17 protein-coding genes and 1 pseudogene are annotated in these 16,877 nt (G+C 22.3%); 8 read left to right on the forward strand and 10 right to left on the reverse strand.

The window, feature by feature from the left end; translation table 11 throughout:
• Positions 1-17 precede the first annotated feature (17 nt).
• From bioB to bioD, 4 genes are read left to right on the forward strand one after another with little or no spacing between them, the layout of a single operon-like run.
• Complete coding sequence (gene bioB, locus ONB71_RS02090; protein WP_416053556.1) at positions 18-1,004, forward strand: biotin synthase BioB; 987 nt, start codon at positions 18-20, stop codon at positions 1,002-1,004.
• Between the two features lie 4 nt (positions 1,005-1,008).
• A complete protein-coding gene (locus tag ONB71_RS02095; RefSeq protein WP_274360499.1) occupies positions 1,009-2,151 on the forward strand; it encodes an aminotransferase class I/II-fold pyridoxal phosphate-dependent enzyme in 1,143 nt (380 codons plus the stop codon).
• Positions 2,132-2,896 (forward strand): malonyl-ACP O-methyltransferase BioC, encoded by a 765-nt coding sequence (gene bioC, locus ONB71_RS02100; protein WP_274360500.1) that lies wholly within the window; start codon positions 2,132-2,134, stop codon positions 2,894-2,896. The genes ONB71_RS02095 and bioC overlap by 20 nt, the downstream gene beginning before the upstream one ends.
• Positions 2,893-3,573 (forward strand): dethiobiotin synthase, encoded by a 681-nt coding sequence (gene bioD, locus ONB71_RS02105; protein ID WP_274360501.1) that lies wholly within the window; start codon positions 2,893-2,895, stop codon positions 3,571-3,573. Before bioC ends, bioD begins: the two co-directional genes overlap by 4 nt.
• A gap of 10 nt (positions 3,574-3,583) precedes the next feature.
• On the opposite strand, the gene fabB is transcribed toward bioD, so the two are convergent.
• The 5 genes from fabB to ONB71_RS02130 form a co-directional block, all read right to left on the reverse strand.
• A complete protein-coding gene (fabB, locus tag ONB71_RS02110) occupies positions 3,584-4,801 on the reverse strand; it encodes a beta-ketoacyl-ACP synthase I (RefSeq protein ID WP_274360502.1) in 1,218 nt (405 codons plus the stop codon).
• Between the two features lie 299 nt (positions 4,802-5,100).
• Entirely contained in the window at positions 5,101-6,477 is a 1,377-nt protein-coding gene (gene cysS / locus ONB71_RS02115; RefSeq protein WP_274360503.1) for a cysteine--tRNA ligase, read from the reverse strand.
• Positions 6,478-6,632: 155 nt separating this feature from the next.
• Positions 6,633-7,493 carry a bifunctional methylenetetrahydrofolate dehydrogenase/methenyltetrahydrofolate cyclohydrolase FolD gene (folD, locus tag ONB71_RS02120; RefSeq protein WP_274360504.1) on the reverse strand — a complete coding sequence of 287 codons (861 nt, stop codon included), beginning with the start codon at positions 7,491-7,493 and terminating at the stop codon, positions 6,633-6,635.
• Between the two features lie 120 nt (positions 7,494-7,613).
• Positions 7,614-9,104, reverse strand: coding sequence for a glycerol-3-phosphate dehydrogenase (gene glpD / locus ONB71_RS02125; protein ID WP_274360505.1), 1,491 nt, complete (start codon positions 9,102-9,104; stop codon positions 7,614-7,616).
• 122 nt (positions 9,105-9,226) lie between these two features.
• Positions 9,227-9,796, reverse strand: a complete 570-nt coding sequence (locus ONB71_RS02130) for a NifU family protein (RefSeq protein ID WP_274360506.1) — start codon at positions 9,794-9,796, stop codon at positions 9,227-9,229.
• A 134-nt stretch (positions 9,797-9,930) separates the two neighbouring features.
• Here ONB71_RS02130 and bioH point away from each other — a divergent pair, with 134 nt between their 5' ends.
• Positions 9,931-10,713, forward strand: coding sequence for a pimeloyl-ACP methyl ester esterase BioH (gene bioH, locus ONB71_RS02135; protein WP_274360507.1), 783 nt, complete (start codon positions 9,931-9,933; stop codon positions 10,711-10,713).
• Positions 10,714-10,732: 19 nt separating this feature from the next.
• Here the strand turns inward: bioH and ONB71_RS02140 are convergent, their stop codons facing one another.
• Positions 10,733-11,209 carry a CvpA family protein gene (locus tag ONB71_RS02140; protein ID WP_274360508.1) on the reverse strand — a complete coding sequence of 159 codons (477 nt, stop codon included), beginning with the start codon at positions 11,207-11,209 and terminating at the stop codon, positions 10,733-10,735.
• Positions 11,210-11,318: 109 nt separating this feature from the next.
• Positions 11,319-12,173, reverse strand: a pseudogene (gene accD / locus ONB71_RS02145) (acetyl-CoA carboxylase, carboxyltransferase subunit beta); the annotation flags it as partial.
• A gap of 266 nt (positions 12,174-12,439) precedes the next feature.
• Here accD and lgt point away from each other — a divergent pair.
• The gene (lgt, locus tag ONB71_RS02150; RefSeq protein ID WP_274360510.1) at positions 12,440-13,309 is read left to right on the forward strand and encodes a prolipoprotein diacylglyceryl transferase; all 870 of its coding nucleotides are present in this window, start codon (positions 12,440-12,442) and stop codon (positions 13,307-13,309) included.
• The gene (gene thyA, locus ONB71_RS02155) at positions 13,294-14,088 is read left to right on the forward strand and encodes a thymidylate synthase (RefSeq protein ID WP_274360511.1); all 795 of its coding nucleotides are present in this window, start codon (positions 13,294-13,296) and stop codon (positions 14,086-14,088) included. The genes lgt and thyA overlap by 16 nt, the downstream gene beginning before the upstream one ends.
• A gap of 19 nt (positions 14,089-14,107) precedes the next feature.
• Here the strand turns inward: thyA and ONB71_RS02160 are convergent, their stop codons facing one another.
• Together ONB71_RS02160 and mutH are read right to left on the reverse strand one after the other, a co-directional pair.
• Positions 14,108-14,830 carry a TerC family protein gene (locus tag ONB71_RS02160; protein WP_274360512.1) on the reverse strand — a complete coding sequence of 241 codons (723 nt, stop codon included), beginning with the start codon at positions 14,828-14,830 and terminating at the stop codon, positions 14,108-14,110.
• Between the two features lie 42 nt (positions 14,831-14,872).
• Positions 14,873-15,532: a DNA mismatch repair endonuclease MutH gene (gene mutH, locus ONB71_RS02165; RefSeq protein WP_274360513.1), complete on the reverse strand. Its 660-nt coding sequence runs from the start codon at positions 15,530-15,532 to the stop codon at positions 14,873-14,875.
• Positions 15,533-15,838: 306 nt separating this feature from the next.
• On the opposite strand from mutH, the gene rplY reads away from it, so the two are divergent.
• Positions 15,839-16,126: a 50S ribosomal protein L25 gene (gene rplY, locus ONB71_RS02170; RefSeq protein ID WP_274360515.1), complete on the forward strand. Its 288-nt coding sequence runs from the start codon at positions 15,839-15,841 to the stop codon at positions 16,124-16,126.
• A 54-nt stretch (positions 16,127-16,180) separates the two neighbouring features.
• Here rplY and ONB71_RS02175 read toward each other — a convergent pair whose 3' ends face one another.
• Positions 16,181-16,810 carry an MBL fold metallo-hydrolase gene (locus ONB71_RS02175; protein WP_274360516.1) on the reverse strand — a complete coding sequence of 210 codons (630 nt, stop codon included), beginning with the start codon at positions 16,808-16,810 and terminating at the stop codon, positions 16,181-16,183.
• Positions 16,811-16,877 lie beyond the last annotated feature (67 nt).

Below are 16,877 nucleotides of genomic sequence, written 5' to 3' on the forward strand. Positions count from 1 at the left end.
ACAAAATAGGAATAATAATGCAAAATATATGGACTATAGAACAGGTAAAAAAATTATTTTATAAACCATTTTCGGATTTAATGTATAAAGCACAAAAAATACATAGAAAAAATTTTGATCCTAACATAATACAAATTAGTATGCTTTTATCAATAAAAACAGGTTTATGCCCTGAAGACTGTAAATACTGTCCACAAAGTTCAAAATATAAAACAAACACAAAAATAAAAAAACTAATTGATACAAAAAAAATTTTAACTGCAGCTAATAAAGCAAAAAAAGCGGGGTCACAACGTTTTTGCATAGGTGCAGGATGGAGAAATATTAATGACAGAGATATTCCATACTTAGAAAATATAATAAAAAAAATAAAAAAAATAGGTATGGAGACATGTATGACACTAGGAGGGGTAAATAATAAACAAGCTAAAAAATTAGCAGAAGCTGGATTAGATTTCTATAATCATAATTTAGATACATCACCAGAATTTTATAAAAAAATTATAACTACTAGAAAATATCAAGATCGAATAAATACCATCAATAATATAAGCAATGCCGGTATAAAAGTATGTTCAGGAGGCATTATCGGATTAGGAGAATCAATAGAAGATAGAGCTAATCTACTAATACAATTAGCAAATCTTAAAAAACAACCAGCTAGCATTCCTATAAATATGCTAGTAAAAATTAAAGGAACACCTTTAGCAAAAAATAAAACAATAGATCCATTTGATTTTATACGTATGATAGCAGTAACAAGAATAATGATGCCAAAATCATATGTAAGACTATCTGCTGGAAGAGAAAAAATGAACGAACAAACACAAGCCATGTGCTTTATTGCTGGTGCTAATTCAATATTCTATGGTTGTAAATTGCTTACAACAAAAAATAATTCTCAAAAAAAAGATAATGAACTATTCAATAAGTTAGGAATAAACAAATACAAAAAACAAAAAATAAAAAAAACAAAAACTCTTTATTACAATGCTGCATCATAAATTTATGAACTGGTATATAAGAATAAAAAAAAAAATTAATAAAAAAAATCTACGCACACGTATTGCTAAAAAAAATAGCAATTCAAGATTTATACAAATTATGAATAAAAAATATATAAATTTTTCTAGTAATGATTATTTAGGGTTAAGCCATGAAAAAAAAATAATTAAAGCATGGAAAAAAGGTGCTGAAATATATGGAATAGGATCAGGAGGGTCTAATTATATCAATGGTTATAGTATAGAACATAAATTATTTGAAGAAGAATTAGCTAAATGGTTAAATTATAAAAAAACTATATTATTCACCTCAGGATATGCAGCAAATCAAGCTGTGATTACGTCACTTATACAAAAAAAAGATATAATAATAGCTGATAGATTATCACATGCTTCTATTATTGATGCGGCAATAAATAGCAAAGGAAAACTTTACAGATTTAAACACAACGAAATAAAAAATCTAAAAAAATTATTATCATCAAACTATAAAAATAAAATGTTAATCATAACAGAAGGTGTATTTAGTATGGATGGTGATACTCCAAAATTAAAAATTTATCATAAACTAACAAAAGAAAAAAATGCATTGCTTATGGTTGATGATGCACATGGAATTGGAATTAATGGATTACAAGGAAGAGGTACATGTTGGAAAAAAAACATAAAACCAGAAATATTAATTATAACATTCGGTAAAGCCTTTGGCATTAGTGGGGCTGCTGTATTATGTGATCAAGATATAGGAGAATATTTAGAACAATTTTCTAAAAATTTCATTTACAGTACAACTATACCAACAGCACAAATATATGCCTTAAGAATGTCACTAAAATGTATAAAAAAAGGGGGGGATTTAAGAAAAAAATTAAAAAAAAACATAAAAAAATTTAATCAATTAAATAAATATCTGCCATATATCCCAAAAAAATCAAAAAATCATATACAACCAATTATATTAAAAGATAACAACAAAGTAATAAATTTAACTAATAAACTACGTAAATATGGTTATTGGGTGCATGGAATTAATACTCCAACAGTACCACATAACACAGCAAGAATTAGAATAACAATAAACACAGAACATAAAAAACAAGATATTAAAAATATATCAGAGATAATTTATGAATTTCAAAATATTTGATAAACACAAAATAGCAATATCTAAAGCATTTGATAAAGCAGCACAAAATTATAATAATAATTCAAAACTGCAAAAATATATCGGAAATTTACTTATGAAAAATATAAAAATGAAATCTAATATATCAATCTTAGATGCAGGGTGTGGTACCGGATGGTTTAGTAAAAAGTGGAAATACTACAATAATAAAGTAACAGCGATAGATATTTCATATAATATGTTAAAACAAGCAAGAAATTATGCATCAGCTAATAATTACTTGTTAGGTGATATAGAATCCTTACCATTTTTAAATAAAACATTTGATATTTCTTGGAGCAACTTAGTATTACAATGGTGTAATAAATTTAACAATGCTATAAATGAATTATGTAGAGTAACAAAATGTGGAGGAACTATTTTATTTTCTATAATAGAAAAAGGATCACTTAAAGAAATGCTACAATCATTTAAAACTATTAATAAAAAAAATTGTATAAATAATTTTTTATCAATAAATGAAATAAAAAATATATGTAATAAACAAAATATAAAATTATATAATAAAGAAATAACATTAATATTTCCAAAAATGATGGATGCAATAAAATCTATAAAAAAAATAGGAGCAAATTATTCATATAATAGAAATAATAAGGATGTATTTACAAAAAATAAATTAATAATTCTAAAAAAAATATGGCCTAAAAATAAATATGGGTATCTATTATCTTATAAAATAATATTTGGAATAATAAACATATGAATATAATAAAAAAAATATTTATAACAGGAACAGATACCAACATAGGTAAAACATTTATAAGTAAAATAATTTTAATTAAAGCAAATAAACTAGGATATAAAACAGGAGGGTATAAACCAATCGCAACAGGATGTATAAAAACAAAATCAGGATTAATAAATAACGACGTCATAACACTACAAAAATATAGTAATACTATATTAAGTTATAAAGAAATAAATCCATATTCATTTAAATTTCCAACATCACCAAACATAGCAAATAAAAATAATATTTATAATATAACAATAAAAAATATATCAAGAGGTTTGTCTAATATATGTAAAAAAGCAAATTTTATAATTATAGAAGGTGTCGGTGGATGGTACACTCCTATATCAAATAACATAACTATGGCTGATTGGGTAATTCATGAAAAATTACCTGTGATACTAGTCATTGGAATAAAATTAGGCTGTATTAACCACGCATTACTAACAATAAAAGCAATAAAAAAAAATAAACTTAACCTAATAGGATGGATAACAAATAATTTAAAAAAAAAAAATAAATTTAATAAAAATTATATTAACACACTAAAAAATATGATAAAAAAACCACTACTAGGGGAAATACCTTACATACATAATAATAATAAATTAGAAATAAATAAAATAAAATTAAAATTACCTATATAAAAACAAAACTTCAATGATATTTTTTTACAATTAATACAGCATTTGTCCCACCAAAACCAAAACTATTTGACATAATTGTATTCAAAAACACACGTCTTGTTTCTAAAACAACGTCAATATCTTTAGCCAAATCCTCCAAATCTTGAATATTAATACTAGGAGCAATAAAATTATTTTCCAACATTAAAACAGAATAAATTATTTCATGTACACCGGAAGCACCTAATGAATGACCAGTCATAGACTTCGTAGAAGATATAGGAGGAATATTTTTATCAAAAACAGTACATATAGAATATAATTCTTTAGTATCACCAATAATAGTAGATGTACCATGGGTATTTATATAATCAATACCCATATCTAAATCTTTCATGGCAATTTTCATACAACGAACAGCACCATCACCTGATGGAACTACCATATCATAACCATCAGATGTAGCTCCATAACCAATAATCTCAGCATATATATGCGCATCACGATTTAAAGCGTGTTGCAATTCCTCTATAACTACAATACCAGCTCCACCAGAAATAACAAAACCATCTCTTTTTTTATCATATGTTCTAGAAGCTATACTAGGATCATGATTATATTTAGTGGATAATGCACCCATAGCATCAAATTCACAAGCAAGTTCCCAACTCAACTCTTCTGCACCACCTGCAAAAATAATATCCTGCTTACCATATTGTATTTGTTCATAAGCACTTCCAATACAATGTGCAGAAGTTGCACAAGCAGAACTAATAGAAAAATTTAAACCATATATTTTAAATGGAGTTGCTAAACAAGCAGAAACACCAGATGCCATAGCTCTAGTTACCATATATGGACCTAAAGATTTTATACCTCTAGGACTACGAACAGCATCAGCACTATAAACTTGAGATTTAGGAGATCCACCTCCAGATCCTACTATAATACCAACTCTAGGATTGTTTTGATATACATTAGCAGATAAACAAGAATCAGATACAGCCTGTTTCATAGATAAATATGCATAAATAGATGCATCACTCATAAATCTTAATATTTTACGATCAATTAATCCCTTAATATCTAAATCTATATTACCCCAAACATTGCTACGTAAACCAACATCCTTCATTTTTTGAGAATAAATAATACCTGAACAACCATTTATTAATGAATATAAAACATCACTTTTATTATTACCAATACTTGATACAATACCTATACCTGTTATTACCGCACGTTTCATTTAAATACCTCATTATCTATAAAATAAATTTTTTTAAAAATAAACGTGCTCATAAATATAAATCTTTCATCCTAAATAAAACAGATATTTAATAAACATTATTAATCTCATTAAGATTGTTATTCTATTAAAATAATAAAATAAATTATTTATATAAGAGATAATATACTATTATATATATATAATATATAACATTTATTTTTTATTTAAAACTAAATTTTAATATAAATAAATTAATTTTCTCAACATTAAAAAAAATAATTAAAAATTAAAATTATTAAATTAATATTTATAACTATTTATTTTATTTTCCAAATACTACCATGCAAACCATCTTCAACAAGAACACCTAAAGAATACAATTTATTTCTAATTCTATCAGCAATACACCAATTACAAGTTCTACGAGCAGCATCACGCTTTAAAATTAATTTTTTAATTAAATTATATTTTTTATCATTATTTTTAAAATTTACTATATTTTTTAATTTAAAAAAACTAATACCTAATATAGAAAATAATTCAATCAACCGACTAGCTAACTTATTAGCTATTAATAAATTATTTTTTTTCTTAAAAATATTTATCTCATCAATTAATTCAAATAATATAGAAATCACTTTTGGTATATTAAAATCATCATTCATTGCTTGACAGAATCTAATTCTAAAATCATCTTCAGAAAAATTAGATACCAAATAATTAGTACCATATAAAGCATTATATATTTTTTTTAAAGAATTTTTAGCATTACATAAATTATCATCATTATAATATAATATATTTCTATAATGAGAAGATATTAAAAAATATCTTAAATAATCAACATTATATTTAGATAATATATACTTTAAATTAAAAAAATTTCCATGAGACTTTGAAATTTTTTTTTTATCACAAACAACCAATCCTGTATGCATCCAATAATTAACATAACCATTGTTATACGCACAAATAGATTGTGCAATTTCATTTTCATGATGAGGGAAAATTAGATCACTACCTCCACCATGTATATCATAATGTATACCTAAATATTTTTGACTAATTGCAGAACATTCAATATGCCATCCTGGACGTCCAAGACCCCAAGGAGAACTCCATATACATTCACCATAATCAACTCTCTTCCATAAAACAAAATCGGAGATATTATCCTTTGAATAATTATGTTTAATTCTATTTTTTAACAATTTCAAATTCTGACCAGATAAATAACCATATTCAGAATAAGAATTTATAGAAAATAAAACATCACCGTTTTTAGCTAAATAGGCGTATTTTTTCTTTAACAATATAATAATTAGATCAATTATACATTTAATATTATTAGTTACTCTGGGTTCTAAATCTGGAGATAAAATATTAAGATTACAAAAATCATTATTCATTTCTAAAATCATACGATCAGTTAAAGAAGAAACTGATTCTCCATTTTCTTTAGCTTTATTTAAAATTTTATTATCGACATCAGTAATGTTACGAACATATTTAACATTATAACCAATAAATCGTAAATATCTAACCATAATATCAAAAAATACAAAAGTACGAGCATGACCTATATGACATAAATCATATACTGTTGACCCACATACATATAAATTTACATTACCATTATAAATAGCTTTAAACTTCTCTTTTTTTTTACTTAATGTGTTGTATATCTTTAACATAAATATTAAAATCACTATTTTAATAAGATAATATTAATTCATATAATAAATAAGTTGTAAAAAACTCATATTTATAAAAAATTAAATGTATATTTGCATTAAAATTTAAAAAAAATAAATTACATATAATATAAAATGAAAATATAATTTAATAATCACATATTTATTAAATTATATTTACTAGCTATTAAAGTGTTTTTCATTACTGTAGCAACAGTTATTAAACCTACACCTCCTGGAACAGTAGTAATATGAGATGCTCTATATAAAGCAGAAACAAAATCAACATCACCAACTATCTCACCATTATCTAATAAATTAACACCTACATCAATAACAATCGCACCTGACTTTATCCAACTACCATGAATAAAACAAGATTTTCCTACAGCAACAATCAATAAATCTGCATTTTTTAAATAAAAACGCAAATTATTCGTGTAACGATGTGTAATAGTAACAGTACAACCAATTAATAACAATTCTATACTTATAGGTTTGCCAACAATATCAGAAGCACCTACAATAACAACATTTAATCCATATGTATTAATATTTAGATATTTAATAATACTAATAATACCGCTAGATGTACAAGGTCGCAATTTTGATTTATTAAAATATAAACAACCAATATTATAAGGATTAAGACCATCAACATCTTTAAAAATAGATATATTTTCTAAAATTTTAACAGCATTAATAATTTTAGGAAGAGGTAATTGAATTAATATTCCATCAACATTAACATTACTATTTAATTTGTCTATTAAAAATAATAACTCTTTTTCACTAACAAAATTAGAAAATTTATGAATATGACAAATAATACCAATATCTTTACAAACTAAATATTTGTTTTTTACATATAACCTAGAAGCAATATCATCACCAACTAAAATTACATCAAGACGAGGAGAACGTATTTTATTTTTCTGATAAAAAGATATCTCCTTTATAACTTTTGATAAAATATCATCAGCTATAAATTTACAATTAATAATCTTTGCTATCATATAAATTTTACTTGTAATATTAATAAAAAAACATTAAATTATTTAAAATAAATATAAAAATATTTAAACTAAAAAACAATAATCACTAAAAAAAACATTTTATTTTACTATCAAAAATATTCACTTAGTATTTAAAGATTTACTCAAATATTTTGATATAAGTATTTTTTCTTTTTCATTAAGAAATATACCTAATTTTGTACGTCTCCAAATTACATCATCTAATTTTTTTGCCCATTCATATTTAATCAAATAATCTAATTCAACTTGATATAAAACATTACCAAAATGTTCTCCCAAATCATCTAAATTATTAACACCCTTTAAAATATCATTACTAGAAGTACCATATGTACTAGAATAATGGTAAGAAATATCTTTTGTTAAAAATGGATACATGATACGTAATTTATTGGAATAATCTTCAATTGAAATTCCTATGTCACCACCGGAAAGTATACAATTTCTAGTCCAAGACGGTTTCATATTAATATAATATTTAGATAATTTATTTAAAGAAAATTCTGCTAATTTACGATATGTAGTTAATTTACCACCAAAAATAGATAATAACGGAGCAGTTCCATTATCATCCTGTATATCAATTAAATAATCACGAGTGACAGATTGAGGGGAAGATGTTTTATTGCCCCACAAGGGTCTAACACCTGAATAACTCCAAACTATATCAGTTCTTCTTAAAGTTTTACAAAAATATTTATTACATACTTTTAATAAATAATTAATTTCATCATCATTAATAGTTACGTTAATAGGATCACCTTTGTATTCTACATCAGTAGTACCAATTATAGAAAATTTATTTAACCAAGGAATAACAAATACAATTCTACTATCATCATTTTGTAAAATATAAGCTTGCTTTTGATTAGATAATATTGGAACAACTATATGACTACCCTTAATTAAACGAACATTATGAGGGGATTCCAAATTCAACACATCATTAAAACATTGCTTAACCCAAGGTCCAGTTGCATTAACTAAACCTTTGGAATAATAATAATTAATTTTACCTGTATTATTATCTTTAACTTTTACTTCCCAAATTCCTGACATACGACGAGCCTTTATTACTTCAACACCTGTCAAAACTTCACCACCATGCTTCAATACCTCTAGAGCATTTAAAACAACTAACCGTGAATCATCAACCCAACAATCAAAATATTCAAAACCACGATATATTTTAGAAATAAATCCTAATTTAGGATCACATCGTAAACTTGAACTAGAAGGTAAATTATTTCTTCTACTCAATCTATCGTATATAAATAAACCTAAACGAATTAACCATGCAGAACGAAAATTAGGTAGATAAGGTAAAAAAAATTTTATAGGAAAAATAATATGAGGGGCCATTCTTAACAAAACTTCTCTTTCAGCTAATGCTTCTCTAACCAATCTAAACTCATAATATTCAAGATATCTTAATCCACCATGAATTAATTTAGAACTAGCAGATGAAGTAGCATAAGCTAAATCAAATTTTTCTAATAATAAAACAGATAACCCTCTACCTGCAGCATCAGCAGCAATTCCAGCACCATTTATTCCACCACCAACAACTATTAAATCTTTTGTTTTCACAAAATACCTTAATATATACAATAAAATAAATATCTTTATTCAGTTTAATAAATTCTATCAAAATTTATAATAATAAATTAAATATTTTTTTTATATAAAAAAAATATAATCAATTCTAATTATTAATAAAAAGAATGTTTATGTCTTATATGGTCTGTAATATCCAAAATACCACTCAATTCAGGAATATATTTTAATAATTTAGATTCAATATTATCCCTCAATGTATAATTAACCATTGAACAACCATTACAACCTCCAATAAACCTAACAACTACATATTTATCCTTAGTAATTTCAACTAATTTTATATTACCACCATGTAAAATAAGTTGAGGTACTATTTTATATCTTAAAAAATATTTAACTTTATCTTTTAATGATAAATCATCAAATAAACTTTTAATAAAGGGAGCATATATAATTAACTTAGAGTCAATATCATTTACTTCTAAATCGATTTTTGCATCCTTTAAATAAGGTATACTTGAATAATCAATATATACCAATAATTCAGAAAAAGTAAATAAAATATCATCTTTTTTTAAACCTTTAGCATCACAAAAAATAATAGAGCACTCAGCATCTAAAGTATTTATATTAGAAATAAATATTCTAATATAATTAAATTTAGTTTGCATAGATAATAATTCTATAAAATGATTTAATGCTGAATTAGTAATATTAATCATATAAAACCTATATAAATTTAAGATAAATATCAATAAAAACATAATATCATCATGATATTTGATATGAAATACAAATATAAATATTTTTATAAAATATATCTTAATATTAATAATTAAAATATAATTTTAAAAAAATGGAAAAATTACACTTTAAAACAATTGGAAAACATAATATTAATTTAATATTAATACATGGTTGGGGAACGGATTCAAAAATATGGAAAAAAATAACACCAAAACTAACTAAACATTTTAAACTATATCTAATAGATTTACCAGGTTATGGTAAAAATATAAAATTAGAAAATATAAATAAAATAGAAGAAATAATAAATATTTTATATCCATATATACCTAATAATACCGTTATAGTAGGATGGTCTATGGGTGGTATTATAGCTACTAAAATTTATTTACACAATCCAACAAAAATAAAAGGATTAATTTTAATATCAACATCACCATGTTTTATTAAAAAAAAAAAATGGCCTGGTATTAAATTAAAAACGTTAAAATTATTTAAAATTAATCTAAAAAAAAATTACAAAAAAACAATAAATATTTTCCATAATTCATTGCTTTTAAATAAAAAATCAAAAAAAAATAATATTTTTATTAAAAAAATACCAAAAAAAAAAATACTTGAATTAGGATTAAAAATTATAAAAAATATAGATATAAGAAATGAATTAATTAAAATCAACATTCCAGTACTTAACATATATGGAGAAAAAGATAATATAATTCCAAAAAAATTTATTCATAAACTAAATAAATTATATTTAAATAATAAATCAATAATTATACCTAATACCACACATGCACCTTTCATTTCAAAACCAAAAATAATTTGCAAACAAATTATCAAATTTAAAAATTTTATAAAAAAAACACAAAAAATAATATATCATAAATAAAATACCCAATTTTAATTTTTTAAAAAAAATAAATATAATGTAAATGACTGGAAAACCACTTTATAATAAATTTAAAAAAAGGAATAATTTTAGAATTTTTCCATAATGAATACTTAAACAATTCAGTGAAAGTATTAATAAAATATATACCAACAGTAACAATTAAAACACCTTTCATTATTCCAAAAACAAGACCTAATTTTTTATCAATTTTAACTAAATGAATTTTTTTTATAATAAAATATACAAAATAATTAAATAAAGAACCACAAATAAATACAAAAATTGAAATTAATAAAATTGAAATAATATTTCTAAAAAATTCTTCTTTTATACCAATAAATAAAGAACCAACAAATTTATAATACATTTTTACAATAAAAAAAGCTAAAATATAAGTAAAAATTGATAATATTTCATTTGTAAATCCCTTCATCAAACTAAAAAAAGCAGATAATAAAATTATAAAAAATATAAAATAATCAATTAAATTCATAAATAATTATCCTTATCTTAAATAAATAATAAAATTAAATTTATATAATAAATATAAATATAAAAAATACTTAATTAAAACAAATAAAGAAATTACTCTATAAATTTATAGGTTTAGGTAAATGCATAATTTTAGCTAATAAATTAGATAATTTAAATCTCATATCTTGACGACGAATAATCATATCTATGGCACCTTTATCTATCAAAAACTCACTACGCTGAAAACCCTTGGGTAATTTACTTCCTAAAGTTTGCTCAATAACTCTAGGTCCAGCAAAACCAATCAAAGCCTTAGGTTCAGCAACAATAATATCACCCAACATAGCAAAACTAGCGGATACTCCACCCATAGTAGGATCAGTAAGGACAGAAATATATGGAAGTTTACTTTTTTTCATCTCCCCCAAAACAGCACTAATCTTTGCCATTTGCATTAAAGAAAATAATGCTTCCTGCATTCTAGCCCCACCACTAGAAGAAAAAGAAATTAAGGGACAAGACAATTTTATTGCATACTGTACAGCATAAAGAAAACGATTACCAACAACACATCCCATTGAACCACCCATAAAAGCAAATTCACCAGCAACAGATATAACAGGGATACCACAAAGCATACCTTTCACAGATACTAACGCATCTTTTTCACCAGTATTTTTCTTAGCCTCTATTAAACGATCTCTATATCTTTTACTATCACGAAAACATAATATATCCTTAGGAGAAAAATGATCACCAATTTCAATTAGACTATCATTATCTAAAAAACTTTTTAATCGCTCTCTTGCTTTTATTTTCATATGACAATCACAATATGGACATACTCTTAAATTACTTTGTAATTCAGCAACGTATAAAACATGTTCACAACTAATACATTTTGTCCATACACCTTCAGGTATACTAGATTTATTTGATAAAACTAAATTTTTTTTTTTAAGAATATTTCTAATCCAACTCATTAATATGTAATATATTTAATTATAATTTTATACATTAAAATAAACATACATACAAAATAAAAAAAATCAATAAAAAAATAAAAAATAATTAATTTATGAAATAACAATTAATAATTAAAACAAAAAAATTATTAAAAAACAAAAAAATCAAATTTTATTTTTATTGAATGTAATACAATATAAAAAATGATAAATCTGTAAATATTTAATAATAAATAATTCAAAAAAAACATACAATTACACAATACTAACAATATTAAAAAAAAATGAATCACAAATATTTTTATATAAATAATATTAATCCAATAATACTACATTTTGGACCAATAAAAATATACTGGTATGGTTTAATGTATTATATAAGTTTTTTATTTATCTATCACATTGCTATAAATAAAAATAGTAAAATATTTTACTACAATAAAATAAATAAAAAAAATTTAGAAAATTTATTATATTACGGTTTTGTAAATACAATAATTGGAGGGAGATTAGGGTATGAATTCATTTATAATATAAAATTATTTTTTAAAAACCCATTAATTTTATTTGAAATATGGAAAGGTGGAATGTCATTTCATGGAGGAATCATAGGAGCAATAATTTATATTTTATATTTTAGCAAAAAAAACAATTACAATTTTTTTCGCATAACAAATTTAATAGTACCTTTAATACCTATAGGATTAGGAGCTGGAAGAATTGGTAATTTTATTAACGGAGAATTATGGGGTAGAGTAACATACAATGTACCATGGGCAGTTATATTTCCAAACTCTTATAACGAAGATAAATTATTTATTTTAAAACATCCAAAATGGAAAATAATATTTAACACTTACGGTGCATTACCTAGACACCCATCACAAATATATGAATTTATATTAGAAGGAATAATACTATTTATTATATTAAATAAAATTAAAAAAAATAATAATAATATATCCGCAATATTTTTAATTAATTACAGTATTATTAGAATATTTGTTGAAATATTTAGACAACCTGATATACAAATTGGGTTTTTCTATAATATTTTTACTCTGGGACAAATATTATCAATACCTATGTTATTATCTGGTATAATTATATTGTATAAATCTAATCAATCAAAAAAAAAATGGAACAATATTTAAAATTAATAAAAAAAATACTAAATAAAGGATCACTAAAATACGATCGTACTGGAGTAGGCACAATATCAATTTTTGGGTATAAAATGATATTTAATCTAAAAAAAGGATTTCCTTTAATCACTACTAAAAGATGTAATTTTCGTTCTATAATATACGAATTATTATGGTTCATAACCGGAAATACAAATATTAAAAAATTAAATAAAAAAAATATACACATATGGGATCATTGGGCGGATAAAAACGGAAATCTTGGACCAATATACGGTAAACAATGGAGAAAATGGATAAATAAAAATGGAAAACAAATTGATCAAATAAAAAACATAATAAAGGAATTAAAAACAAATAAAAATTCAAGAAGACTAATAGTATCAACATGGAATGTAGGTGAACTAAAAAAAATGTCATTACAACCCTGTCATATTTTATTTCAACTATATGTGAACAAAAAAAAATTATCCTGTCAATTATATCAAAGATCATGTGATGTATTTTTAGGCTTACCATTTAATATTGCAAGCTATGCTTTATTAATACATATGTTTGCACAACAAACCAATTTGATAGTTGATAAATTAATATGGATAGGAGGTGACACACATATATATCTTAATCACATTAATCAAATAAAATTACAAATACAAAGAAATCCTAAAACATTACCAACATTAAAAATAATAAGAAAACCATTTTCAATATTTGAATATAAATACAAAGATTTTAAAATAAAAAATTATAATCCATATCCAGCAATATATGCAAAAATAGCAATTTAATAAAAAAATAAAAATAAAACTAACTATTGCTTTTATTAATATATTTTTTATATCTTAATATATTTAATATTTCAACAATAATAGAAAAAAACATAGAAAAATAAATATATTTTTTAGATATATAAAAACAAAAACTCTCTAATATTAAAGAAATACTTATAAATAAAATGAAAACTAAAGATAACATTTTAATAGAAGAATTAGAATTAATAAATCCACTAATAATATCTACAAATACAAAAATAATAAAAACTGAAAAAATAATAGATATTATCATAATAGATAAATAATTAGAAATACCAATAGCTACAATTACAGAATCTAAACTAAAAACAATATCTAAAAATATAATTTGTAAAACAATACTACCAAAAGAAGGAAAATATATCTTATTCTTTAAATTTTTACTATTGATAAATTCATAAATTTCTATTAAAGATTTCCATAATAAAAAAAAACCACCAAAAAACAAAAACAAATCATAAACAGAAAAATAATGATTAATTAAAAAAAATAAAGAATTTGTAAAATTAATAATCCATATAATGAAAATTAAAAATAATATACGTAAAAATAATCCACCTATCAATCCTAAAAATCTAGCACTACCCTGTTGATTTTTAGGTAATTTAGAAATTAATAAAGATAAAAATATTATATTATCAAAACTAAGAATAATTTCTAAAATAGTTAATGTTCCAAAAGCTGTTAAAGCATTAGAATCAAAAATCCAATCAACCATCCTATAAATTACCCTTAAATTAATTATTTTATAAATAAATATCTAAATCTTATAATTAAAATTATGAAATAAAATTTTCTTTGTAAAAAATTTTCTCAAATAAAAACTTTTAGGGTTAACCATAATAATTTCACCATCATTACCAATAGCATTTGTTAAATAATTTGAGTTCTTAGCTTTAGATTTTATATATAAAATATCTCCATAAATTGAATCTAGCTTTTCTATTTCACCTAAAATAATAAAACTCATAATTTCTTCCCAATCTATTTTAAGTAATTTTTCTTCAGCACAATTAGGACTCCAAATAATCGGCAAACCAATACGTTTATCTAAAATAGACATTCTTCTATAATGTTCTACAGGAATCCACAATACACGAGAAATTTTACTCTTAACATAACTAGATTCCCAAGAATAATCAAAATTACCAATTAACTTAGCAGAACACACAAAGGTATCTTCAATAGGAAAACCAAAATTATTTACTGGTATAGTTTTTAATTCCAAACCAATATCAAAAAAATCTTGTTTAGCATAATTATTATTAATTAATCCTAATAAACATTCTATCAATTTACCAATAGAACCCTTATCAAATTTTGAAGAAGTTAATAAAGATATATTTTTATTAAATAATATTTCTTTAATCGTAAACCCAGCTAATGATTTTAATTTATCAATTAATTCATCTTCACACATATATAAATTATAACAAAAAACATATTTTTTTATAACATAAAGAAAAAAAATATATTTGCATAAATAAAATAATATAAAATATATCTATAAATAAATAAAAATCAATAATATATTTTAATATAAAATTAAAACATGATACAATTTTAGTTAATTTAAATTTATTAAATCAAACCAAGATATAAAAAGATATATAAATGTCTTCTAAAATAAAAAATTTTAAAATAAATAAATTATAAAAAAATATTATTTTATAATAATATAATAAACCATAAAATAATAAAATTAATCAATTATAAAAATTTCATTATGTTAATTATAAAAGCTGAAATAAGAAAAAAAATAAATAAGAACAAAAATAAACAACTAAGAAAAATAAAAAAAATACCTGCTGTAATTTATGGGAAAAATAAAAAAAATATAAACATTAATATAGAAGAAAAAATAATAACAAATATAAAAAATAAATATAATCTATATAAAAAAAAAATAATTATAAAAATAAATAATATTGAAGAAATAGTTCATATACAATCCATACAACAACACCCATACAAAGAAAACATTATACATATTGATTTTCTATATACAAAATAATCTATTTTATAAAAAATCATTAAAAATTTAAAATAAATAAAAATATTAAGAAAATTATTTTAAATAAGGATTATTTAACTTTTCTTCACCTAATGTCGACGAATTACCATGTCCAGGAATAAAAACTATATCATCTCCCAATAAAAATAATTTATTTTTAATTGAAAATATCAAATTACAATAATTACTTCCAGGAAAATCACTACGTCCAATTGAATTCTTAAAAAGAACATCACCAGAAAATAAATATTTATTAATTTTATTAAAAAAAACAACATGACCTGGAGTATGTCCTGGACAATGTAATATATTAAAAGAAATATCTCCTAAATTTATAATATCACCATCTTTTAACCAATAATTTGGTAAAAACGAAGAACAAAAATTAAAATCAAACATTTTACTTTGTAATGGTAACATATCAAACAAGAATTTATCCCTAATATCTGGACCAAATATAGGTACATAATAATAAGAAGAAACAAGTTTGGCCGTACCTACATGATCTATATGACCATGAGTTAAAAATATTTTGGTAAGATTAACCCCATATTTACTAATTAGGTTTTTTATTTTTTCTAAATCGCCACCAGGATCCAATAAAGCAGCTTCCAAAGTACTACTACACCATATTAAAACACAATTTGTAGAAAAAACAGTCATTGTTAATATTGAATATTTCATATAATTTACATTAAAATAAATGAATCAATATCTTTACAAATTCAATAATTTAATTAATTTTTAATTA

This window comes from Candidatus Purcelliella pentastirinorum (assembly GCF_028748785.1).
In the GTDB taxonomy this organism is placed as follows: Bacteria; Pseudomonadota; Gammaproteobacteria; order Enterobacterales; family Enterobacteriaceae; genus Purcelliella; species Purcelliella pentastirinorum_A.